Annotated in this window: 14 protein-coding genes and 1 riboswitch; of the genes, 11 read left to right on the top strand and 3 right to left on the bottom strand. The window is 72.5% G+C overall.

Annotation, left to right across the window (positions count from 1 at the left end):
- Nucleotides 1-13: 13 nt before the first annotated feature.
- Nucleotides 14-1,978 (bottom strand): tachylectin-related carbohydrate-binding protein, encoded by a 1,965-nt coding sequence (locus EAO77_RS04465; protein ID WP_147986810.1) that lies wholly within the window; start codon nt 1,976-1,978, stop codon nt 14-16.
- Between the two features lie 165 nt (nt 1,979-2,143).
- Between EAO77_RS04465 and EAO77_RS04460 the strand changes: the two genes are divergently transcribed.
- The 11 genes from EAO77_RS04460 to EAO77_RS04410 all read left to right on the top strand — a co-directional run bounded on the left by EAO77_RS04460 (nt 2,144) and on the right by EAO77_RS04410 (nt 21,507).
- Entirely contained in the window at nt 2,144-11,875 is a 9,732-nt protein-coding gene (locus EAO77_RS04460; RefSeq protein WP_147986809.1) for a LamG-like jellyroll fold domain-containing protein, read from the top strand.
- Nucleotides 11,851-12,381, top strand: a complete 531-nt coding sequence (locus tag EAO77_RS04455) for a hypothetical protein (protein WP_147986808.1) — start codon at nt 11,851-11,853, stop codon at nt 12,379-12,381. The genes EAO77_RS04460 and EAO77_RS04455 overlap by 25 nt, the downstream gene beginning before the upstream one ends.
- A 141-nt stretch (nt 12,382-12,522) precedes the next feature.
- On the top strand, nt 12,523-13,173 hold the full coding sequence (locus EAO77_RS04450; protein ID WP_147986807.1) for a SurA N-terminal domain-containing protein: 651 nt from the start codon (nt 12,523-12,525) through the stop codon (nt 13,171-13,173).
- 30 nt (nt 13,174-13,203) lie between these two features.
- Entirely contained in the window at nt 13,204-14,283 is a 1,080-nt protein-coding gene (locus EAO77_RS04445) for a nucleoside triphosphate pyrophosphohydrolase (RefSeq protein ID WP_147986806.1), read from the top strand.
- A complete protein-coding gene (locus EAO77_RS04440) occupies nt 14,283-15,569 on the top strand; it encodes a cytochrome P450 family protein (protein WP_187283114.1) in 1,287 nt (428 codons plus the stop codon). The genes EAO77_RS04445 and EAO77_RS04440 overlap by 1 nt, the downstream gene beginning before the upstream one ends.
- A gap of 141 nt (nt 15,570-15,710) precedes the next feature.
- A complete protein-coding gene (locus tag EAO77_RS04435; protein WP_147986804.1) occupies nt 15,711-16,676 on the top strand; it encodes a transglycosylase family protein in 966 nt (321 codons plus the stop codon).
- Between the two features lie 271 nt (nt 16,677-16,947).
- A riboswitch (cyclic di-AMP (ydaO/yuaA leader) is annotated at nt 16,948-17,120 on the top strand.
- A 3-nt stretch (nt 17,121-17,123) separates the two neighbouring features.
- Nucleotides 17,124-17,777, top strand: a complete 654-nt coding sequence (locus EAO77_RS04430) for a transglycosylase family protein (protein ID WP_147986803.1) — start codon at nt 17,124-17,126, stop codon at nt 17,775-17,777.
- 308 nt (nt 17,778-18,085) lie between these two features.
- Nucleotides 18,086-19,378 (top strand): phosphopyruvate hydratase, encoded by a 1,293-nt coding sequence (gene eno / locus EAO77_RS04425; RefSeq protein WP_187283113.1) that lies wholly within the window; start codon nt 18,086-18,088, stop codon nt 19,376-19,378.
- Between the two features lie 105 nt (nt 19,379-19,483).
- Entirely contained in the window at nt 19,484-19,963 is a 480-nt protein-coding gene (locus tag EAO77_RS04420; protein WP_147986801.1) for an FtsB family cell division protein, read from the top strand.
- Between the two features lie 72 nt (nt 19,964-20,035).
- On the top strand, nt 20,036-20,572 hold the full coding sequence (locus EAO77_RS04415) for a DUF501 domain-containing protein (RefSeq protein ID WP_147986800.1): 537 nt from the start codon (nt 20,036-20,038) through the stop codon (nt 20,570-20,572).
- Nucleotides 20,569-21,507 carry a Ppx/GppA phosphatase family protein gene (locus tag EAO77_RS04410; RefSeq protein WP_147986799.1) on the top strand — a complete coding sequence of 313 codons (939 nt, stop codon included), beginning with the start codon at nt 20,569-20,571 and terminating at the stop codon, nt 21,505-21,507. Before EAO77_RS04415 ends, EAO77_RS04410 begins: the two co-directional genes overlap by 4 nt.
- Nucleotides 21,508-21,570: 63 nt before the next feature.
- On the opposite strand, the gene EAO77_RS04405 is transcribed toward EAO77_RS04410, so the two are convergent.
- The gene (locus tag EAO77_RS04405; RefSeq protein ID WP_147986798.1) at nt 21,571-22,380 is read right to left on the bottom strand and encodes a VOC family protein; all 810 of its coding nucleotides are present in this window, start codon (nt 22,378-22,380) and stop codon (nt 21,571-21,573) included.
- 217 nt (nt 22,381-22,597) lie between these two features.
- The gene (locus EAO77_RS04400; RefSeq protein ID WP_261993956.1) at nt 22,598-23,722 is read right to left on the bottom strand and encodes a S8 family peptidase; all 1,125 of its coding nucleotides are present in this window, start codon (nt 23,720-23,722) and stop codon (nt 22,598-22,600) included.
- Between the last annotated feature and the right edge of the window lie 46 nt (nt 23,723-23,768).

Here is a 23,768-nt window from a genome sequence, read left to right as displayed (position 1 = left end):
CCGTGGCCCGTTTTCAGGCGCCGGGCAGGGGCAGTGCCCCGCCCCGGAACGCGGGCTCCTCCCCGGCCGCGGACGTCGTGCTCCGCGCGGCCGACTGCTGGACCTGGTAGACCCGGGTCTGGTTGTCGGCGGTGCGGAAGGAGTACGCCCAGGTCGGTCCGGCGGCGTTGGTGTAGGTGAAGGCCGTGGGCTCGGTGGCGGCCGTCTCGAAGGACACCTGCTGCCAGGCGCGCCAGTCGCCGCTGCCCTGGGTGGTCTCGCCGGAGTTGTGGACGTAGCCGTCCGCCCCGCGGACGGTGATCTCGGTGAGGCCGGTCAGCGGGGAGACCACCGCGCTCGGGGACCCTTCGGCGCTCAGGCCGCCGACGGCCGTCCAGGCGCCGTACGCGCCTCCCTCCGCGCTCTGCGCCGTGGTGACGACCCTGCCGAGGCCGTCGGTGGCGAAGACGCGCAGCCGGTAGCCGGGGTAGACCACCACGGAGGGGGTGCCCGTGACGGCCTGGGCGCCGAGCGAGGTCCAGGCGGAGATCGTGCCGTTCTCCTTGAGCAGGGCCGTGGACAGCGTGCCGTCGGCGGCGCGGCCGAAGAGCTGGATCCCGTCGCGCACGGTCACCGCGGTGAAGGCGCCCTGGAAACCGCTGCCGGACAGCGGCATCCAGCCCATGAAGTCCACGTTGGCCCGCTGCTGGATCCGGTACCAGGGCCGGCCCGTGGCGTCGGCGGCGATCTGGACGAGCAGTCCGCCGGGGGTCTTCCCGGTCACCGGGTGCTGCGCCATCGCGCCCGCCAGGTCGATCCAGGAGCCCCAGTCCGCCGAGGACCTGGCCGTCTGGTTGCGCTGCCAGACGCTTCCGGAGGCATTGTGGCCGGTGAGGACCACCCGCCCGTCGGCGTGCTCGGCGATCGAGGGCGTCCCGGAGAAGGCCTCGTTGGCGGAGACGGTGGTCCACTGGACGCCGTTGATGTCCGAGGGATCGGCGATCCGGCCGTGCACCAGCCGGCCGATGTTGTCGGTGTACGCGAACTCCAGCGAGCCCGCCGACGACTGCGCGACCGACGCCCTGCTGTACGACTCCAGCGGGACGGACGGCGAGGCCGGGGTGTGGTTGTTCAGGATCCGGCAGGCGTCGGCGGCACCGGACACGTTGGAGAAGTTCTGCCAGCCGGAGGCGCCGACGGTCTTCTTGTAGACGGCGAAGCCGCCGGTGTTCTCGTCCAGCCGGTAGTAGTGGGCGGCGCCGCCGGTGGTGATGCCGATCAGGGTGTCGCCGCCGATCGAGGTGATCTTGGAGTAGATGTTCCAGTCGGCCCAGCTCTTCACCACGTGACGCTCGATCCAGCGCTGGCTGGTGAAGTCGTACCGGGAGCGGTGGAGCTCGCCGGTGGCCGCGTCGCGGCCGAAGACCACGCCGTGGTCACCGGCGACGATGAGGTTGTAGCGGTCCCAGCCCTGGTCCAGGATCTTGCCGCTGGGTGCGACCCAGGTGCCGGTGTCGTCGTCGTACTTGTTGGCGCGCAGCTTTCCGTCGTTGTCGAGCACCCAGAGGCGGTTGCCGCGGTCGATGGTGACCTGGTTGCGCTCCGAGGCGCCGGCGAGCCAGCCGTAGCCGCTGTCGATCTTCTTGTGGAGGACGTCCCAGGTGCCGGTCGAGCCGACCCGGTGGCTGAGGTACAGGCCGTCCGCCTTGATGCCGTAGAACGTCGCACCCTGCCCGGCGAGCACCCGGCCGTAGCCGCCCCAGCCGGTCGAGATGGTGGTGGGGTCGGCGAGGTCGCCGCCCGCCAGCGGAGTGGGCATGTCGTAACGCAGCAGGGCGCCCGAGGAGTTCAGCGCGTAGGCCGGGCCGGTGGTGGTGCAGGACGCGGCCTCGGCCGCGTGCGCGGTGCCCGGCACGGCCACGAGCAGCGGGAACGCGGCGGCGACCGCCGTGGCGGCGGCGAGCCGACGGCGCCTGCGGAGCGACGAGTTGGAAGTCATGCTGTCGGACGCTAAGCGGCACCCGGTGAACGAGGCGGTAGCGCTCCCATGAACAGCGAGCGTGCGCAATTGACGGGTACATGAACATGCTGTGCCTCCCTCGACACGCAGGTCACAAGATCCTCACCATCAACTGGTCTCATCCAGTCGGCACTTGGGGGGTCCGTGCCTGCGTACCGGAGAATCGCGCGTCGCGTCCTGACGACCCGCCTGCGGCACAGCCGCTGGGCGCGGGCCGTGGGCGCCGCCCTCGCCCTGGTCCTGGCCGTCGGCTCGCTCGCCGTCGCGGGCGTGGGCTTCCCCTACGTCCCCGGGCCGCCCGCCGCCGCCGAGGGCCCGGGCCAGCGCTGGGGCAGCGCCGAGGGGCTCGGGCACACCGCGGGCGGACGGGCCAACACCACGGCCCCGCGCTCGCTGCGCGCCAGGTACCCGCTGGCACAGCCGGGAACGGCCCGTCCCGCCGCCGCCCGCAACACCGTCGAGGTGTCGCGGGCGCCCGCCCCCGCGGTCACCGGCTTCGACCGCGGGACCAGCAGGGAGATCGTCGCCGAGCGCGACGCCCGCAGCCGCACCTGGGCCAACGCGGACGGCACCCGCACCAGCGAGGTCTCCACCACCCCCGTCCACTACCGCGACGGGAAGGGCGACTGGCTGCCGATCGACGCCTCCCTGACCGGCGCCGGCGACGGCTGGGCCAACCGGGCCGACTCCATGGACCTGCGCATCGCCGGCCGGGCCGACGCGGCGGCGCTCGTCTCCGTCGCCCTGCCCTCCGGCGGGTCCTTCGGCTGGTCCCTGGACGGCGCGGCGCCCGCCGACGGCACCGCACGGGGGGCCCGGGTCTCCTACCGGGACGTCCTGCCGGGAACGGACCTCTGGCTGGACTCGCTGGCCGGCGGCGTCAAGGAGACCCTCGTCCTCACGTCCGCGGACGCGCCCGCCGTGTACGACTTCCCGCTCGTCCTCGACGGCCTCACCGCCCGGACCGAGAACGGCGCCGTCGTCCTCCGCGACGCCGGCGGGCGCATCAGGGCCGTCGTCCCGGCCGGGTTCATGGAGGACGCCGCGGGCGGCGTCTCGCACGCCGTCGGCTACAGCCTCGTCGAGCGCGACGGCCGGCAGGTGCTGCGGGTCCGCGCCGACCGGGACTGGCTCGCCGACCCCGCCCGTGTCTTCCCCGTCCGCGTCGATCCGTCCGTCGACACCACCGCCGCCTCCACCTCCCTGTACGTCCGCGACGGCGGCCCCTCCGTCGTCGGCGGCAGCGAACTGCAGGTGGGCCGGAGCCCCACCGGTGCCACCTACTCGTTCCTCGGCTTTCCCGGCCTCGACGAGGAACTGCGCCATCACCGGATCCTCGGCGCCCAGCTCCAGTTGGTGAACTACGACGCGGCGTCCTGCAAGCCGCGCTCCGTCTCCGTCCACCCGGTGACCGGGTCATGGACCGCGGGCACCGGCACCGCCTACCCGGGGCCCGCTGTCGGCGGCGCGCTCGCCTCGAAGTCGTTCGCCTACGGACACGTGGCCCTCGGCCAGTCCGGCTCCTCCTGCCCCGCCGCCGGCGAGCTGTTCGACCTCGGCAAGGGCGGGCGCGACCTCGTCCAGCGCTGGGTCGACGGCACCCAGGCCAACCACGGCCTCTCGCTGCGCGCCTCGCCCACCGACCCGCTCTCCTTCAAGCGGTTCACCGGCCACTCCACGGCCAACCCGCCCAAGCTGTTCGTCACCCACTCCCCGTACGGCGCCTCCTACGCCTTCCCCAAGCCCGTCCCCGATCCGCCGGTGCTCCAGAACCAGGACGGGAAGATCAAGGTCTCGGTCACCAACAAGGGCGGCGAGACCTGGACGCCGGCCACCTACTACCTCGCCTACCGGGCCTACGACGCCAAGGGCAAGCTGGTCACCCAGCAGCGCAGCGCGAACCTCGCCGGAAACGTCGCGTACGGGCAGAAGGCCACCGTCGACGCCACGATCAGAAAACTCCCGCCCGGCACGTACCTGCTGGACTTCACCATGGTCCGTACCGGCGGCAAGGTGTTCACCGACGAACAGGTGCCGCCGGGCCGGCTCACCCTCCAGGTCTTCGACATCGCCCCCGTCGTCAAGGAGCAGTTCCCGCCGAACGGCTACCAGGCGCAGACGCTCACCCCCCAGTTGTGGGCGAGCGGTGTCGACATCGACGCCCCGCCGGGATCGGCGCTCCAGTACCGGTTCGAGATCTGTGAATCGGACAAGGACGGCAGGCCCACGGCCTGCACGACCTCCGCGTACCAGACGTCGTCCGCCTTCCCGGTGCCCGCGGGCCGCCTGACATGGGGCACCACCTATCTGTGGCGCGGCTTCGTGAAGGACGCCTCCAACGAGGTGCCCACCACGCAGGTCGCCCTCGTCGCCGCGGTGCCGCAGCCCAAGATCACCTCCCGGCTGTCCGAGGCCGAGGGCAGGGAGTTCGACCCGAACGCCGGCAACTTCACCTCCGCCGCCGTCGACGCCTCGCTCACCACCGTCGGTCCGGAACTGACCCTGCTGCGCACGTACAACAGCCTCGACCCGCGTCGCGACCTCGCCTTCGGCGCCGGCTGGACGACCCGCTACGACATGCGGCTCACCCCCGACGACGACGGCTCCGGGAACGTGGTCGTGCGCTACCCCGACGGGCAGGACGTCCGCTTCGGCAGGAACCCCGACGGGACGTTCGCCCCGCCGCCCGGCAGGTACGCCAAGCTGACCCACGACACCACGGCGAACACCTACCGTCTGCAGGACAAGTCCGGCACGTCCTACGACTTCTCCACCACCGGTCTGCTCGCGAGGATCACGGACAACGCCTCCAACACCGTCACCCACACCTGGTCCGGCGGCAGGATCCAGACCGCGACCCACACCCGCAGCGGCCGTTCCCTCACCTTCACCTGGACCGGGGCCCACGTCACCCGGGTGTCCACCAACGCCGTCGACGGGGCACCGCTGAGCTGGACGTACACCTACACCGGCGACCGGCTGGACTCCGTCTGCGATCCGGAGGGCGGCTGCACCCGGTACGGATACGGCGCCGGCAGCCACTACGCCACCACCGTCCTCGACTCGCGCCCCGCCTCGTACTGGAAGCTCGGCGAGGACGAGGGCACGGCCGCGAACAGCGCCATGGAGGCCAACCTCGGCAAGGACCGCGGCACCCACAGCGGCACGGTGCTCGGCGCGGCCGGGGCCGTCGCCGGGGACCCGGGCACCGCCGCCACGTTCAACGGCACCACCTCCCGGGTCGATCTGCCGGCCGGCACGCTCAAGAAGAGCCGCGACGCGGCCGTCGAGGTCTGGTTCAAGACCCCCGCCACCGGCGCGGGCGGCCCGCTGATCGGCTACCAGGACAAGGCGTGGGGCACCGCGCCCGGCACCGGTGTGCCCGCCCTCTACGTCGGCAGCGACGGCAAGCTGCGCGGCCAGTTCTGGACCGGTTCCGTCTCCCCGATCACCGACATCACCAAGAACGTCAACGACGGCCAGTGGCACCACGCCGTGCTCTCGGTGTCCGGCTCCACCCAGTCCCTCTACCTCGACGGCAAGCTCTCCGGCACCCTCACCGGCAAGCAGATCACCGCCACCGGCCTCACCTTCAACCAGATCGGCGCCGCCCACGCCACGACACCCGCCGCCTGGCCCGGCTGGGGGTCGGCCGGCGCCCGCTCGTTCGCGGGCACCGTCGACGACGTCGCCGTCTACCACCACCCCCTCGGCGCCGGCGCGGTCGCCGCCCACCACCGCGAGGGCACCCGCGCCGCCGACGTGCTGACGAAGACGACGCTGCCGTCCGGGCGCACCGCTTCCGAGGTCGTGTACGACACCGCCCGTGACCGGGTCGAGGAGTACACCGACCGCAACGGCGGCACCTGGCGGATCGGCGCCCCCGCGGTCTTCGGCGACGACAAGGACCTGCGCCGCACGGTCGAGGTCCAGGACCCCGTCGGCTCCCCCTACTTCTACGAGTACGACGGCCTCACCTCCCGCCTGCTGCGCTACGGCGAGCCGATGGGCCTCGGCGCCCGGGAGACCTCGCCCACGCCCAGCCCCTCGGGCAGCGAACCGCCCGGTGAGGTCTGCACCGAGCCCGACCCGGGCGACCCCGCCTTCTGCACCGACCCGCCCGGCGACGGCGGCAGCGAGCCCGACTTCGTCCGGCACCCCGCCGACGGCGTCGCCATCCGCCTCTTCGAGTACGACGACAACGGTTTCCAGACCGGCATCGTCAGCGAGAACGGCGACAAGGTCACCCTCGGCCACGACGACCGCGGCAACGTCACCAGCCGCACCACCTGCCGCTCGGCCGGCGACTGCCAGACCGCGTACACCACCTACCCCGCACCGGCCGGCGACCTCGACCTGCGGGCCGACCAGCCGTCCGAGACCCGTGACGGCCGCTCGTCCGGCCCGGCGGACAACCGCTACCGCACCCAGTACCAGTACAACGCGAACGGCCAGCTCACCCAGCAGACCTCGCCCGACGGCGGCAGCGTCCGCCACACCTGGACCACCGGCGCCGAACCGGCCCTCGACGGCGGCAACACCCCCACCGGGCTCCCGGCGACGACGACCGACCCGCGGGGCAAGGTCACCCGCTACCAGTATTTCAAGGCCGGCGACCTCGCCCGGATCACCGAACCGTCCGGCCTGGTCACGAAGTTCACCTACGACACCCTCGGCCGCAAACTGACGGAGACCACCGTCTCCGACGCCCTGCCCGCCGGCGTCACCACCACCTTCGCCTACGACAAGCTGTCGCGGCTGGTGTCCACCACCGACCCGGCCGCCACCAACGCCGTCACCCTCGCCCGGCACCAGCAGCGGACCACCACCTCCTACGACGCCGACGGCAACACCGTCCGCACCGAGGTGTCCGATCTCCTCGGCGGCGACGCCCCCCGGGTGATGACCTTCGAGATGGACGACCACGGCCGCCCCGAGCGGGTCGTCGACGCCGAGGGCAGCGAGACCGGCTACACCTACGACGCCCTCGGCAACAAGACGTCGATGGTCGACGCGAACGGCAACCGGTTCGAGTACCTGTACACCGCCCGCGGCATGATGGCCGAGACCCGGCTGCGCGACTGGGACGACGACGGCGGCGACGACGACCACACCGTGCTCCAGTCGTACGCCTACGACCGGGGCGGACGGGTCGCGCGGCACACCGACGCGATGGGCCGCAGCATCGTCTACGCGTACTACGGCGACGATCTCGTCAAGTCCGTCACCCTCGAGGACTTCCGCGACCCCGACGGCAGCAGGCGCGACCTCGTCATCGAGTCCAACACCTACGACGGCGCCGGCAACGTCCTCAGCGAGACGACCGCGAACGGCCGGCTGCGCACCGAGTACACCTACGACTCCGTCGGCCGCACCACCTCCGAGGTCGTCGACCCCGGCGGACTCGCCCGCCGCACCACCTGGACCTACGACCTCGCCGGCAACGTGGAGACCACCGCCTCCAGCGGCGCGCCGTCCAACGTGCCCTGGCCGACCTCCGTCACGCCCGAGACCGTCCGCTTCGTCTACGACGACGCCGGCAACGCCCGGCAGGAGATCGTCCAGAACGGCACCGAGACCAGCACCACCACCTCCACCTACGACCAGCGCGGCCTGATCACCTCCCGCACCGAGCCGGGCGGGGCCACCACCGAGTACACCTACGACGAACTCGGCCGCTCGCTCTCCAGCGTCGCGCCCGCCGTGCGGACCGAGTCGAACGGTTCCGCCGCCACCGAGGCACGCCCCACCACCTGGGTCGGCTACGACACCTTCGGAGCCGTCACCGAGTCCGTGGACGCGCTCGGCAACACCAATCGCACCACCTACGACCGCCTCGGCCGGGTGCTGACCGCCTCCGCGCCCGCGTACACCGCCCCCGGCGCCACCGCCCCGGTCACCCCGACCACGAGGAACGCCTACGACGCGCTCGGCAACGTCACCGAGTCCACCGACCCGCTCGGCCGCGTCACCCGGTACACCTACGACCGCCAGAACCGCCTGATGGTCAGGGACGTCCCCGTCGGCACCGGCGACGGCCGCGCGCAGTGGACGTACACCTACACCCGCACCGGCGAGATCCTCTCCGTCACCGACCCCAACGGGGCACGCGCGGAGACCACCTACGACGACCTGGACCGGCCGGTCACCACCACGCAGATCGAGCGCACACCCCTCCCGGCCGCGTTCACCACCCGCCACGAGTACGACGACGCGGGCAACGTCGTGAAGCAGACCGCCCCCGGCGGCGGGGTCTCCTCCTACACCTACGACGCCCTCGGCCAACTGACCCGGACGACCGACCCCGGCGGCGTGGTCGACCAGTTCGGCTACGACATGACCGGCCGGGAGGTCCGCCGCACCGACGGCCTCGGCCGTACCACCGCCAAGCTGTACGACGCCATGGGCCGGCTCCTCCAGGACGCCGACCTCGACGCCGCCGGCAGCCAGCTCCGCAAGGTCACCTACGGCTACGACACCGCCGGCAACCTGACCTCCTCCACCGACCCGCTCGGCCGCACCACCACCTACGCCTACGACGCGCTGCGCCGGCTCACCAGCCAGACCGAACCGGTCTCCGCCACCGAGTCGATCACCACGTCCTTCGGCTACGACGCGCTCGGCAACCGCACCCGCTACACCGACGGACGCGGCAACAGCACCGTCTACACGACCAACACGCTCGGCCTCCCCGAGTCGGTGACCGAACCGTCCACCGCGCGCGATCCCGCCCCCGGGGCGCGGACCTGGACCACCGCCTACGACGCGAGGGGGCAGGCCGTGAAGCTGACCGCCCCCGGCGGGGTCGTCCGCGAACGCGAGTACGACAAGGCCGGGCAGCTCGTGCGCGAGACCGGCAGCGGCGCCGAGGTCGCCACCCCCGAGAAGTCGTTCTCCTACGACCCGGCGGGCCGCCTCACCAAGGCCGTCTCACCGCGGGGCGAGGACACCTACGCCTACGACGACCGCGGGCTGCTGCAGAAGGCGGCCGGACCGTCCGGGGACGCGACGTACGAGTACAACGCGGACGGGCAGCTCACCGGCCGCACCGACGCCGCGGGCACCGCCTCGTTCGGCTACGTCAAGCAGCAGCTCACCTCGGCGACGGACCCCCTCACCGGCGCGGCGCAGACCTACCGCTACGACGGGTCCGGGGTGCTGAAGGAGGTCGGCTACGGGGCCGGCCAGAAGCGGACCTTCACCTACGACGACCTCGGCCGGCTCGACACCGACACCGTCACCGCCTCCGGCGGCGGCGTGATCACCTCGGCCGACTACGGCTACGACACCGACGACCACCTCACCTCGAAGAAGACCGTCGGCACCGCCGGAGCCGGCGAGAACACCTACGGCTACGACGACGCCGGCCGGCTCACCTCCTGGACCGCACCCGGTGGCGAGAGCACGGCCTACGCCTGGGACGACAGCGGGAACCGCGTCCGCAACGGCGACAAGGAGGCCGTCTACGACGAGCGCAACCGCCTGCTGTCCGACGGCGACCACACCTACGACCACACCCCCCGCGGCACCCTCGCCACCCGCACCAGCTCCGGGCTCACCGAGGACTTCACCTTCGACGCGTTCGACCGGATGACGAAGGCGGGCGAGGCGGGCACCGAGTACACCTACGACTCCCTCGACCGGGTCGCCACCCGTAACGGGGCGGACTTCGCCTACGCCGGCTTCGCCCCCGACCCGGTCGAGGACAACGACTCCACCTACGGGCGCGGCGCGTCCGACGAACTCCTGTCGGTGGCCCAGGGCACCGGCGACGCCCAGCTCACCGTCACCGACAAGCACGGCGACGTCGTCGGCGACCTGTCCGCCACCGACGGCACGGCCGGCTCCCTGAACTCCTCCGTCTCCTACGACCCGTTCGGCCGGGTCGCCGAGGGCGGCGACACCACCGGCAACGCGGGCTACCAGGGCGACTGGACCGACCCCGAGACCGACCAGGTCAACATGGGCGCCCGGTGGTACGACCCGGCGACCGGCGTCTTCGACTCCCGCGACTCCTACACCTACGCCTCGGGCGCCTCGGTCCTCGCCAACCGGTACACCTACGGCGCGGGTTCGCCGATGGACTACACCGACCCCGACGGCCACTGGCCGAGCTGCGGCTGGTGCAAGAAGACCTGGAACAAGGTCGTCAAGAAGGTCAAGAGCAACAAGTACGTCCGGGCGGCGGTCAAGACCGCCAAGACGATCGTGAAGGCCGTCGTCCACACCGTCCGCCACCCGGTCGCCGCCTTCAAGCGGGCGATGCACTACGTCGGCCGGGCCGCCGCCTACGTCTACCGCAAGTCCGGCCTGAAGGCGGTGGTCGACGCCGGGGTCCGGGTCGCCAAGGGGGCCAAGCGCGCCGCGACGGAATGGGCGCGGGAGAAGGCCGCCGAGGCCCGGCGGATGTACCACGAGGCACGCAGGGCGGTGACCCGCAAGGCCCGCGAGGCGGCGGCCTTCGTGGCCAGGCACAACCCGATACCCGACATCGTGGCCGCGGCGAAACCGCTGGTCGCCGTCGCCAAGGCCGTCGTCACCGCCGACCCGAACCTCCCGGCGATCGTCGTCGGCGCGGCACGCGACGTGATCGCCGACGTCGCGAAGGCGACCGACGCCATCCGCGAAGCCGTCGTCGAGCAGGTCGGCGCGGTCGTCGAGACGGTCACCGAGGCCGTCGACTGGGGTGCCGTCTGGGAGGGCGCGAAGACGGTCGGCAACGTCGTCGCCGAGGTCACCGGCTACAACGACATCAAGAACTGCGTCACCAAGGGCGACATGGAGGCCTGCGCCTGGGCCGTCGCCACCGTCGCGGGCGCGGCGCTCGGCGGCGCGGGGGCGGGCGTGGTCAGGGCGGCGAAGGCCGGCCGGATGGCGTCGAAGGCGGCGAAGTACGCGGACGACGTCGCGGAGGCCGCGGGCCGTGTCGAGGACGTCACCGACCGGATCGAGTCGGCCGTCGACTGCGCGTCCCTCGCCGCCGATCTCGCGGGCAACAGCTTCGTCCCCGGCACCGAGGTGGTGATGGGCGACGGCAGCCGCAAACCGATTGAGAAGGTCGAGGCGGGCGACGAGGTCCTCGCCACCGACCCGACCACCGGCGACACCTCGGGCCGGGAGGTCACCGCCACCATCGAGGGCAGCGGCGAGAAGCACCTCGTCCGCCTCACCCTCGACACCGACGGCCCTGCGGGCGACGCCACCGACACCCTCACGGCCACCGAGGGCCACCCGTTCTGGGTCGCCTCGCTCGACCGCTGGCTGAAGGCCGGCGACCTCGAACCCGGCCAGTGGCTCCGCACCGGCGGCGGCACCTGGGTCCAGATCGACTCCGTCCACGCCTGGACCGCCCACGCGACGGTCCACAACCTGACCGTGGACTCGGCCCACACCTACGTGGTCGCCTCCGGCGCCGCCACGGCACTGGTCCACAACTGCGGCACCGGAACGCGGGGCAAGCAGGGAAGCTTCAAGCCGACGATCACCGTCCACCGGTCCGCGGGCGGCGGGAGCCTCGACGAGCGGATCTCCGAGGCCACCGGCCTGCGCGACGAAGCCGCCCGCGGGGCGACCGGAAAGGCCAAGTCCCGGACCTACACCGCCGCCGTCCACCGGCAGTCCGGCGACATCGCCGTAGGCTGCTCGGGCAACGGGAGCTGCGCCGAGCCCAACATCCTCGGCCACACCGGGTGGGACGCCGAGGACGTCGTCTTCACCCGGGCCGTACGGCGGGAGGACGTCGGGGACGGGCTCGGCAAGGTACTGCAGGAGAAGGAGATCTGCGAAGTGTGCCAGGGGATCTACCCGCCGGAGAACTTCGTCGAGGGCGTGCTCTACGACCCGAAGGGCCCGTGGATGATCGGCCGGCGCAGGTGACGGCCTGGCGGCTCGAACTGGGCCGGCACGACTGGGCCGCGCTGCGCTGCGGGTGCGGCGGGAGCGGCGCCCACCTCCCCGGCACCTTCGAACGGCTGCTGACCGCGGGTAGCCAGGAGGAGACCGTGGGCCACGGGCTCGCGGGCCATCTGGAAGAGCAGTCCATGCTGTTCGAGGTGGCGCCGCACGCCGTTCCGGTGGTGCTCGCCGCACTGGCCGGCGACCTCCTGCCACAGGTGAGGGGCCATCTGCTCGGGATGCTGGAGTTCCTGGTGGCGGGTGAGTCGCACATCAGCGAGGTCCGGGCCGGGCGGCCCGACCTGGACGAGGCCTGTCTGGAGGCGGTCCGCGAGGGGATCTGGCAGCTGTACGCCGAGGCGGTCTCCGGCGACACGGAGGCGGCGCTGGACGTCCTGGAGATCGCGGATCCGGACGAAGGACGTTTCGCCTACTACCGGGCGCAACTGGCGGGCCGGCGACGGAAGCGGGGGGCCGGGCGCGGCTGACGCCCGCCCCGCGGGCCCGCCCGCATCCGACCGCCTGGCGAATCGTTTGGCGAATCAGTGGCCCACGCCACTCCGACTGCCTACCATCGATCACCGCAAGGCCTTGTGCACCGATGCACAATCTCGCCCCGGGAGGCTCCTTTGCACCGCCGCCGTCGCACCGCGCTCACCCTCTCCGCAGCCCTCGTCGCCGCCGTGCCGCTCCTCGCCGCCTGCGGAAGCGAGGCCCGCCCCGGGGCCGCCGCCGTCGTCGGCGGCCAGCGCATCGAGGTCTCCACCGTGCAGGCCCAGGTCGAGGACGTGCGCGACGCGCAGCAGTCGTCGGAACAGGCGGCCCAGCTGATCAAGGACACCGGCCGGCTCGGCCGCGCCAAGCTCTACGACCTGATCGTCGACCGGGTCGTGGCCAAGGCCGCCGACGACGCGGGCGTGAGCGTCAGCCGCAAGGAGATCCAGGCGGCCAGGGCCGCGCTGGCCCAGCAGTCCGGCGGCGACGAGCAGATGGCCGCCATGTACCTCCAGCAGCGCGGTGTCGCCCCCGACCAGCTCGACGACGTGGTCCGCCGCGACGTCCTGGTGGGCAAGATCGCCGAGGCCATCGGCGCGGGCAACACCCCGGAGGGCCAGCAGAAGATGAACGACGCCTTCACCGCCGCCGCGAAGGCGCTCGACATCGATGTGAACCCGCGCTACGGCACCTGGGACGACGCCAAGCTGGAGCTCGGCGCCTACAAGGCGCCCTGGATCACGCAGGTCACCAAGGAGGAGGAGCCCGTCCCGGCCGGCGCCTGAGCAGCCGGGCCGCCGCGATAGGTTCGACGGGTGACCGAAGAAGCATCCGTCGACGCCGGCCGAATCGTCCTCCTCACCGCCAGCCACCGGGTGGCCCCGGGGCTGCTGTCCTGGCCCGCCTGGCAGGTGCTGCGCACCGCCGACCTGGTGCTCTGCGCGGACGACGCGCATCCGCAGCTGCCGTACCTGCGGGAGGCGGGCGTCACCGTGGAGCCCCGCGTGCCCGGCGCCGAGGAGCTGGTCGCCGCCTGCGCGGGCGGGCGGACGGCCGTGGTCGTCACCTCCGGCGCCGGGGAGTCGGCGCTGACCGACGGCCTGGCCCGCCTCGGCGGCTCGGGGCGCGTCGCCATGCCGGACCTGGAGCTGCTGCCCGGCTCGTACGACCTGCCGGGCGCCCGTCTGCTCGACCTGGTCGAGGTCATGGACCGCATCCGCCGCGAGTGCCCCTGGTCGTCCCGGCAGACGCACAAGGGGCTCGCCAAGTACGGCATCGAGGAGGCGTACGAACTCGTCGAGGCCATCGAGGACGGCGACCGCACCGAGCTGCGCGAGGAACTGGGGGACGTTCTGCTCCAGGTCGTCTTCCACGCCCGGATCGCCGAGGAGGACGCCGACGAGCCCTTCTCCGTGGACGACGTGGCCGCCACGATCGTCGAGAAGCTGATCCACCGGCATCCGCACGTCTTCGGCGACGAGAGGGCCGAGACCCCGGAGGAGGTCAAGGCCCACTGGCTGCGCACCAAGGCGATCGAGAAGCAGCGGGAGTCCGTCACCGACGGTGTGCCCCTCGGTCAGCCCGGCCTGGCGCTCGCGGCCAAGCTCGCCTCCCGGGTCCGTACGGCGGGCCTGCCGGTGCGGCCGCCGGCCGGGGAGGGCATCGGCTACGAACTCCTCGCCCTCGCCGTGCGCGCGGAGGCGGACGGCGCCGACCCGGAGGCGGCCCTGCGTGCCGCCGCCCGCGTCTACCGGGACGCCGTCCGCGCGGCGGAGGGGCTCGGCGGTGCGGACACCCCGGCCGAGGGATCCGGCGGTGCGGACACCCCGGAGGAGGGGCGCGGCGGTCCGGACACCCCGGAGGAGGGGCGCGGCGGTCCGGACACCCCGGCGTGATGACCCGGCGGTCCGGATACCGTCGGGGGGTGAACGCCCCGGAAGACCCGCACACCGCCGCCCCCGAACTCTTCACCTGGGAGTTCGCCACCGACCCCTACCCCGCCTACGCCTGGCTGCGGGAGCACGCGCCCGTGCACCGCACCACGCTGCCGTCCGGGGTGGAGGCCTGGCTGGTCACGCGGTACGCGGACGCCCGGCAGGCCCTCGCCGACCAGCGGCTGTCCAAGAACCCCGCGCACCACGACGAGCCCGCGCACGCCCGGGGCAGGACCGGCATCCCCGGTGAGCGCAAGGCCGAGCTGATGACCCACCTGCTGAACATCGACCCGCCGGACCACACCCGGCTGCGGCGGCTGGTGTCGAAGGCGTTCACCCCGCGCCGGGTGGCCGAGTTCGCGCCGCGGGTGCAGGAGCTGACGGACCGGCTGATCGACGGCTTCGCGGCGAAGGGGAGCGCGGACCTCATCCACGAGTTCGCCTTCCCGCTCCCCATCTACGCCATCTGCGACCTGCTCGGCGTCCCGCCCGAGGACCAGGACGACTTCCGCGACTGGGCCGGGATGATGATCCGGCACGGCGGAGGCCCGCGCGGCGGTGTGGCCCGCTCGGTGAAGAAGATGCGCGGCTATCTCGCCGAGCTGATCCACCGCAAGCGCGAGCAGCCCGGCGACGACCTGATCTCCGGTCTCATCCGGGCCTCGGACCACGGTGAGCACCTCACCGAGAACGAGGCCGCGGCGATGGCGTTCATCCTTCTGTTCGCGGGCTTCGAGACGACGGTCAACCTCATCGGCAACGGTGTGTACGCGCTGCTGCGCCATCCCGTTCAGCGCGAACGGCTCCAGTCCTCGCTCGCCGCGGGCGAGCGCGGTCTGCTGGAGACCGGGGTGGAGGAACTCCTGCGCTACGACGGGCCGGTGGAGCTGGCCACGTGGCGTTTCGCCACCGAGCCGCTCACCGTCGGGGGGCAGCGGATCGCCGCCGGGGACCCCGTGCTGGTGGTTCTCGCCGCCGCGGACCGGGACCCGGCGCGGTTCGCCGACCCGGACACCCTCGACCTGTCCCGCGCCGACAACCAGCATCTGGGGTACGGGCACGGCATCCACTACTGCCTCGGCGCGCCGCTCGCCCGGCTGGAGGGGCAGACGGCTCTCGCCACGCTGCTGAGGCGTGCGCCGGATCTGCGGCTTGCGGTGGATCCGGACGATCTGCGCTGGCGGGGCGGGCTCATCATGCGCGGATTGCGTGCTCTGCCCGTTGAGTTCACCCCCCTCTCCGGCTGACGAGCCGTCAGAAATGTGATCTTCACGTGATCTCTGCTGCATCGACTTGTGACTCACGTTCGAATACCGCTACGTTCACCGTCGACCCGGCAGGCAACAGCAGGCCGCACGGTCCTCAGTAGTCACGCGAAAGGCAACCGCATGCGCTCCGGGAACGGACGTCACCGCCGCCCCCGCCAGGCACCGGCCATCGTCGTCGCGGCGGGGGTGACCGGATCGGCCATCGCCATCCCGCTGCTCGGCGCGGGCTCCGCGTCCGCGGCCGACGCCGCCACCTGGGACCGGGTCGCCGAGTGCGAGTCCGGCGGCAACTGGTCCATCGACACCGACAACGGCTACTACGGCGGCCTCCAGCTCTCCCAGGAGGCGTGGGAGAGCTTCGGGGGCACCGCGTACGCGCCGAGCGCGGACCTCGCGAGCCGCTCGCAGCAGATCGCCGTCGCGGAGAAGGTGCTCGACGCCCGCGGGCCCGAGGCGTGGCAGGCGTGCTCGATCGTCGCCGGCCTGGTGGACGACGGCTCCGACAGCGGCGTGGACCCGGGCGGCCTGCCCGAGGACCTGCTGACGCCGGAGCCGGACGCGAGCGCGGACCCGCAGGACACCACCAAGGGCGACACCGTGCCCGAGCGGGAGTCCGGGGCCGGCGCGACGCCGGAGGAGGACGGGGCGCGGAGTCCCGAGGCCACGAAGCCCGCCGGTACCCGGCCCGCCCCCGACGCGTCCGACGGCTCCGCCGCCGACGGCCAGAAGGCGTCCGGGGCCGAGGAGGAGTCGCCCGAGCCGGCCGACGGCGCCACGGGCAAGCACCGGGGCGAGCCCGCCCGCGAGGACTCCGAGGCGACGGAATCGGAGATTGCGGACAAGGAGCGCGAAAACGGTCGTCATGCCTCGCGAGGTGACGGATCGGCACGCGACGGCGTGACGGATGCCGCTCCGGCCGGGTCGTACACGGTGCAGGCCGGCGACAGCCTCTGGACCATCGCCGGCGAGCGGGAGGTCCCCGGCGGCTGGTCCGCTCTCTACCAGGCCAACGAGACGACCGTAGGCGACGACCCCGACCTCATCCTGCCCGGTCAGAGCCTCGATCTCGGCCTGGAGCAGGAGTAGTTCAGCCGGTCGGTTCGCCAGTAAATGTCCGTTCTGTGCGAGTGAGACAAGGGTCTCTTTGCCGCAACTGGCCCTTTTCGGCAGCCGATTTCGGTCATCTCGGCCACGACCTGCGGAAACACCCCCGAGGCGAGCGGCGGTTCGTCCGAATTCTCCCCGATGTTCGTCTTTGAACATCGGGGAGCGGTGTGTTTACGGTCGAATCGCTCGCCACCGCGGGCACCGCTGACCGAAACGCCGAATCCTGCCGTCGGTCGGGGGGAATGTCGACGCTCGAACAGCGCCGAAGGCAGGAGCGGGGGACCCAGGTAGGTGCCGGCCCCGGCCGTCCGAGAAGGACGCCGGTGACGGCTAGGGGTGGAGCCGCGCGCAAGGTCGCGCGGCCGGGCAACTTTTCCGGCCCGAACCCGACAGCTCACCTCGCAGGCGTCGGTGAGGAGTACGTTCATGCTGCGTTCCGGCATTGCCAAGCACCGTCGCCCGTCCAGGATCGCCCGCGTCGCCGCGCTCGCCGGCGTCACCGGCGCCGCCATCGCCGCCCCGCTCCTGGGGGCCGGCTCCGCCTCGGCCGCGACCGCCTCCGAGTGGGACAAGGTCGCCCAGTGCGAGTCCGGTGGCGACTGGTCCATCAACACGGGCAACGGCTACTACGGCGGCCTGCAGTTCTCCGCCTCCACCTGGGCCGCCTACGGCGGCACCGCGTACGCGTCCACCGCCGACCAGGCCTCCAAGGCCCAGCAGATAGCCGTCGCCGAGAAGGTCCTCGCCGGGCAGGGCAAGGGCGCCTGGCCGAGCTGCGGCGTCGGCCTCTCCAGCGCCTCCTACGACGGCGGCGCCGCCGAGCAGCCCGCCCCGAAGCGCGCCGAGGCCCCGACCACCCGCTCCGAGCGGGCCGAGGCCCCCGCGCCGAAGAAGTCCGCCGAGGCCAAGAGCTTCACGAAGGGCGACGGCGAGTACAAGGTGAAGTCCGGCGACACCCTCAGCTCGATCGCGACGGCCGAGAAGGTCGAGGGCGGCTGGAAGAAGCTGTTCGAACTGAACAAGGACGTCGTCGAGGACGCCGACGTCATCCACCCGGGCCAGCAGCTCCACCTGAGCTGACCCCCGGCCCCAACCTCCCGGCCCGGCGCCCKCTTCCCCCGAAGGCGCCGGGCCGGGAGGTTGGGGCCGGGGGTCAGCTCAGGTGGAGCTGCTGGCCACGGTAACCGGGGTGGGGTCCGGCCCGGCCGGACCCCACCCCGGTTACCGTCGGGTAGAAGCTGGGGGTTTGTCCCCTCGCGAGGGTCTTGACGCCCTTTTTCGTCCCAGGGGGCGGGCATCGGCCCGGCGTACGCCGTCGCGCCGGTTAGGCTCTTGTCGCAAGGCCAAGCAGACCTCTGCACTTTTCTCGCGTCACATCCCAGAAGGAGATGCTCGTGCCGTCCATCGACGTCGTCGTAGCCCGGGAAATCCTCGACTCCCGAGGCAACCCCACGGTCGAGGTCGAGGTTGGCCTCGACGACGGCAGCACGGGTCGTGCTGCTGTTCCGTCCGGCGCCTCCACCGGTGCGTTCGAGGCTCTCGAGCTCCGCGACGGTGACCAGAACCGCTACCAGGGCAAGGGTGTCGAGAAGGCCGTCCTCGCCGTCATCGAGCAGATCGGCCCGGAGCTCGTCGGCTACGACGCCACCGAGCAGCGGCTGATCGACCAGGCGATGTTCGACCTGGACGCCACCCCGGACAAGTCCTCGCTCGGCGCCAACGCCATCCTCGGCGTCTCCCTCGCCGTCGCGCACGCCGCCTCCGAGGCGTCCGACCTCCCGCTCTTCCGCTACCTGGGCGGCCCGAACGCGCACCTGCTGCCCGTTCCGATGATGAACATCCTGAACGGCGGCTCGCACGCCGACTCCAACGTGGACATCCAGGAGTTCATGATCGCCCCCATCGGTGCGGAGTCCTTCTCCGAGGCCCTGCGCTGGGGCACCGAGGTCTACCACACCCTGAAGAAGGTGCTGAAGACCAAGGGCCTGTCCACCGGTCTCGGCGACGAGGGCGGCTTCGCGCCGAACCTCGACTCCAACCGTGCCGCCCTCGACCTCATCCTCGAGGCCATCAAGGAGGCCGGCTACGCCCCGGGCAAGGACATCGCCCTGGCGCTCGACGTGGCCGCGTCCGAGTTCTACAAGGACGGCGTCTACGAGTTCGAGGGCAAGTCCCGCTCGGCCGCCGAGATGACCGAGTACTACGAGGAGCTCGTCGCCTCCTACCCGCTGGTCTCCATCGAGGACCCGCTGTTCGAGGACGACTGGGCCGGCTGGAAGGTCCTCACCGACAAGCTCGGCACCAAGGTGCAGATCGTCGGCGACGACCTCTTCGTCACCAACCCGGAGCGCCTGGCCCGCGGCATCGAGGACGGCGCCGCCAACGCCCTGCTCGTCAAGGTCAACCAGATCGGCTCGCTGACCGAGACCCTGGACGCCGTCGAGCTCGCCCAGCGCAACGGCTTCAAGTGCATGATGTCCCACCGCTCCGGCGAGACCGAGGACGTCACCATCGCCGACCTGGCCGTCGCCACCAACTGCGGCCAGATCAAGACCGGTGCCCCGGCCCGCTCCGAGCGCGTCGCCAAGTACAACCAGCTGCTGCGCATCGAGGAGATCCTCGACGACGCCGCGGTGTACGCGGGCCGCTCCGCCTTCCCGCGGTTCCGCTTCGAGGGCTGAGCCCACCGGCCCACGGCGAGGGCCCACGCCCCCGCCTCCGTACGTCCCCGGCCGCGGTCCCGTACCGTGTCCGGGGACGTACGCGCGTAACGGGGAGGCGAGACCATGGCACGCAGGCCGCCCGGGGACCAGGACCGGTTCTCCACCGCGACCAGGCTCCGGCTGCTCGGCGAGCAGACCGCGGCCCGCGTCTACCGGTCCCAGAACCGCCGCCAGGCGCGCCGGTCCCGGCTCACCGGCCGGGCCGCCTTCCTCGCCCTGGTCGTCTGCTCCCTGGTCGTCGCCCTCGCCTACCCGATACGGCAGTACGTCTCCCAGCGCGCGGAGATCGCCGAGCAGGAACGCCTCATGGAGGAGGCCCGTGACGAGGTCGAGCGCCTCCGGGACGAGAAGGCCCGCCTCCAGGACGACATGTACGTCCGGCGGCTCGCCCGCGAGCACCTGCACTACGTCTTCCCGGGCGAGACCGGCTACACCGTGATCGACCCCGAAGCGGCGGAGGAACGCCGCGAGGACGACGGCGCGGCCGACCGGCCCTGGTACTCCAACGTGTGGAACGGCGTCGACGAGGCCGACCGCGAGTAGCGCCCCGCCCGCACCACCGCCGTCCGACGGCGGACACCGCATCCCGACAGCGAACACAGCATCAAGGCAGGCATGGAAACCCCTCCTCCCACCACCGAGCACACCGAGCCGACCGACGCGGACATCGCCGCGTTCGAGGAGCAGCTCGGCCGGCCTCCGCGCGGACTGCGCGCCATCGCGCACCGCTGCCCCTGCGGACAGCCGGACGTCGTCGAGACCGCCCCCCGCCTGCCGGACGGGACGCCCTTCCCGACGCTGTACTACCTGACCTGCCCGCGTGCCGCGTCCGCGATCGGCACGCTGGAGGCCAACGGCGTCATGAAGGAGATGCAGGGCCGGCTGGCCACCGACCCGGAGCTGGCCGCCGCCTACCGGGCGGCCCACGAGGACTACATCGCCCGCCGCGACGCCGTCGAGGTGCTCCAGGGCTTCCCCAGCGCCGGCGGCATGCCGGACCGGGTCAAGTGCCTGCACGTGCTCGTCGGCCACGCGCTCGCGGCCGGCCCCGGGGTGAACCCGCTGGGCGACGAGGCGATCTCCATGCTGCCCGAGTGGTGGCGCAAGGGCCCCTGCGTCACCGGCTGCGCCACCGGGGAGGAGTCCGCGTGACCCGCGTCGCCGCCGTCGACTGCGGCACGAACTCCATCCGCCTGCTCGTCGCCGACGTGGACCCCGACACCGGGAGCCTCGTCGACCTCGACCGCCGGATGACCATCGTCCGGCTCGGCCAGGGCGTCGACCGCACCGGCCGCCTCGCCCCCGAGGCGCTGGAACGCACCTTCGCCGCCTGCCGCGCGTACGCACAGGTGATCAAGGAGCTGGGCGCCGAGACCGTGCGCTTCGTCGCCACCTCCGCCTCCCGCGACGCGGAGAACCGCGACGAGTTCGTGAGCGGGGTGCTCGACATCCTGGGCGTCGAGCCGGAGGTCGTCACCGGCGACCGGGAGGCCGAGTTCTCCTTCACCGGCGCCACCCGGTCGCTGGCGGGCCGGACCGACCTGGCCACCCCGTACCTGGTCGTCGACATCGGCGGCGGCTCGACCGAGTTCGTCGTCGGCGAGGAGCACGCGCGGGCCGCCCGCTCCGTCGACATCGGCTGCGTGCGGCTGACCGAGCGCCACGCGCCGGACAGCCCCGCGACGCCCGGGCAGATCGCCGCGATCCGCGCGGACATCGAGGCGGCGCTCGACCTGGCGGCCGAGACCGTCCCGATCACCACGGCCGGCACCCTCGTCGGCCTGGCGGGTTCCGTGACCACCGTCGCCGGGATCGCACTCGGCCTCGACGCCTACGACTCCGAGCGCATCCACCACGCGCGGATCTCCTACGAGCGGGTCGAGGAGATCACCACGATGCTGCTGGGCGCGACCCACGACGAGCGTGCGGCGCTCGGGGTCATGCACCCCGGCCGGGTGGACGTCATCCAGGCCGGGGCGCTGGTGCTGCTCACGATCATGCAGCGGACCGGCGCCCGCGAGGTCGTCGTCAGCGAGCACGACATCCTGGACGGCATCGCCTACAAGGCGGCCGAGGGCTGGTTCTGAGCCCACCGCGCGGCCGGGTGTCCCGGGGGCTCGCGTCCCGATCGTGCGCGCGAGCCCGCCGGGTCAGGCTCCCGGCGCGTCCGGGGCCGGCGGGGCGGGGGTCAGCACGACGAACTCCGCACCGGCGGGGTCGGTGCAGACCGCCAGCCGGCCGACGCCCTCCGCGTCCTCCGGGCCCATCGGGATCGCGCCGCCGCCCTCGCGCACCCGGGCGACGGTGGCGTCGCAGTCCGAGGTGCCGAAGACGGGGTGCCAGTACGGCTTCGCCTCGCCCGATGCGAACATCTCCGGCATGGCCATCACCCCGCCGAACATCCGCTCCGGCGGCTGGCCCTTCGGCGTGATCATCGTGTACGTGCCGCCGCCGCCGGGGAGCTCGGTGTCCTGGCCGGTCCAGCCGAAGACGCTGCCGTAGAAGCGCAGCGCGGCGGCCGAGTCGGTCGTCATCAGCTCGACCCAGCCCAGGCTGCCCGGGCCGTCCGCGGCCCCGATGCCCGGATAGGCGCCCGGCTGCCAGACCGCGAACTGCGCGCCCTGCGGGTCGGTGAGCTGGGCGAACCTGCCCTCCTCCGAGACCTCCGACGGGGGCGTCCGCACGCTGCCGCCCGCCTCCTCGACGGCTTCGACGGTGGCCTCGATGTCGGGGGTGTTGTAGTAGACCATCCAGGCGGGGCGCGCGCCCTGCTCGGTCAGTTTCCCGACCGCGGCCACCGTCTTCCCGTCCAGCTGGAACATCATGTAGTCGCCGCCGCCGCCCATCGACTCGGCCTGCCAGCCGAACACGCCGCCGTAGAACCGGGCCGCCGCCTCGACGTCGGGGGCGCCCAGGTCGATCCAGCAGGGCTGGCCGGGCACGAAGTCCGTGGTGATCATCTCGTGGTCGCTTTCTCCTGGATTCTGCGCACATCCGCCTTTTCAGCCTGTCATCAGCGGCGAACGGATGCGCGCCGAACCGCCCGGGACGGCGACGGCGTCCCGGAACGCCGGGCGCCCGGCCGGCCCCCTGAACCGGCCGGGCTTCTCCGGCAGCCCCGCAGGGCCTCCTCTGCGCCGGATCACACGGTGGACGACGTGATCACGGGGGGTGTGATCAGAGGGTGGACTTGAACAGCAGCCGGTTCGGCGTCCCGCTCACGTTGCCGCCGATCACGTTGGCGGTCGCGTTGTCGATCAGCCAGGTGTTGACGGTGGCGCTGGACGCGTCGCCGTACGCCGCCTTGTAGAGGGCGGCCACGCCGGAGACGTGCGGCGACGCCATCGAGGTGCCGCTCATCGAGGTGGAGCCGCCGCCCGCACGGGCGGAGGTGATGCTCACGCCGGGCGCGTAGATGTCGGCGCAGCCGCCGTAATTGCTGAAGCTCGCCTTGCGGTCGGAGGAGTCCGACGCGGCGGCCGTGATGGTGCCCGCAGCGCTGGCCGGCGAGTAGTTGCAGGCGGGCTGGTTGTCGTTGCCCGCGGCCACGGCCAGGTGCACACCGGAGTTCGCCAGCGCGGTGGCGGCGTTGTTCATCGCCGAGGAGTAGCCGCCGCCGAGCGAGGCGTTGGCGACGGCCGGCTTCACGGCGTTCTGCCGCACCCAGTCGAAGCCGGCGATGATGCCGGAGTAGGACCCGGAACCCTGGCAGTCCAGCACCCGCACACCGCGCAGCTGGACACCCTTGGCCACGCCGTAGGTGGTCCCGCCGACCGTCCCCGCGACATGGGTGCCGTGCCCGTTGCAGTCCGCGCCGTTGCCGCCGAACGCGTCGAAGACGTTGCGGGCCCGGCCGCCGAAGTCCGCGTGCGCGGTGTCGATGCCGGTGTCGATGATGTACGCGGTGACCCCGGAGCCGTTGCGGTTGTACGTGTACGAACCGTCGCGACCGCTCCGCTGGTCGATCCGGTCCAGGCCCCAGGGGGCGTTGTACTGGGTGGCGGTGGAGACGATCCGCTGGTCCTCCTCTATGGAGGCCACCCGCGAGTCCGCCCGCAGCCGGGCGAGCTGGGCGGACGTCAGGTCGGCGGCGAAGCCGTTGATGACGTCCTCGTACACGTGACGGGCCTTCAGCGACCGGGCCTTGAGCAGCCCCGCCGGGTCGGCCCCCTCGTCGAGGGTGACGATGTAGCGGCCCTTGATCTCCTGCGCGGCGACCAGTTCGTGCAGGGCGCGCTCGGGCGCGCCGACGCGGCGCCCCCCGCCGTCGACGAGACGACGCTCGACGAGCCACCGCCGCACGTCCTCGGGCACGCCCCCGAGAGCGTCCGCCGGGCCGGCCTGCCCG

This window comes from Streptomyces sp. T39, from assembly GCF_008042045.1.
In the GTDB taxonomy this organism is placed as follows: domain Bacteria; phylum Actinomycetota; class Actinomycetes; order Streptomycetales; family Streptomycetaceae; genus Streptomyces.
The sequence above is the reverse complement of the archived record's forward strand: the minus strand, read 5'-3'. Positions and strand labels throughout refer to the sequence as shown.

Excerpts from the sequence above, each read along its gene's own strand:
- EAO77_RS04465 (WP_147986810.1), bottom strand. The coding sequence starts at position 1,978 with ATGACTTCCAACTCGTCGCTCCGCAGGCGCCGTCGGCTCGCCGCCGCC.
- EAO77_RS04440 (WP_187283114.1), top strand. The coding sequence starts at position 14,283 with ATGACCCGGCGGTCCGGATACCGTCGGGGGGTGAACGCCCCGGAAGAC.
- EAO77_RS04435 (WP_147986804.1), top strand. The coding sequence starts at position 15,711 with ATGCGCTCCGGGAACGGACGTCACCGCCGCCCCCGCCAGGCACCGGCC.
- EAO77_RS04430 (WP_147986803.1), top strand. The coding sequence starts at position 17,124 with ATGCTGCGTTCCGGCATTGCCAAGCACCGTCGCCCGTCCAGGATCGCC.
- eno (WP_187283113.1), top strand. The coding sequence starts at position 18,086 with ATGCTCGTGCCGTCCATCGACGTCGTCGTAGCCCGGGAAATCCTCGAC.
- EAO77_RS04420 (WP_147986801.1), top strand. The coding sequence starts at position 19,484 with ATGGCACGCAGGCCGCCCGGGGACCAGGACCGGTTCTCCACCGCGACC.
- EAO77_RS04415 (WP_147986800.1), top strand. The coding sequence starts at position 20,036 with ATGGAAACCCCTCCTCCCACCACCGAGCACACCGAGCCGACCGACGCG.
- EAO77_RS04405 (WP_147986798.1), bottom strand. The coding sequence starts at position 22,380 with ATGATCACCACGGACTTCGTGCCCGGCCAGCCCTGCTGGATCGACCTG.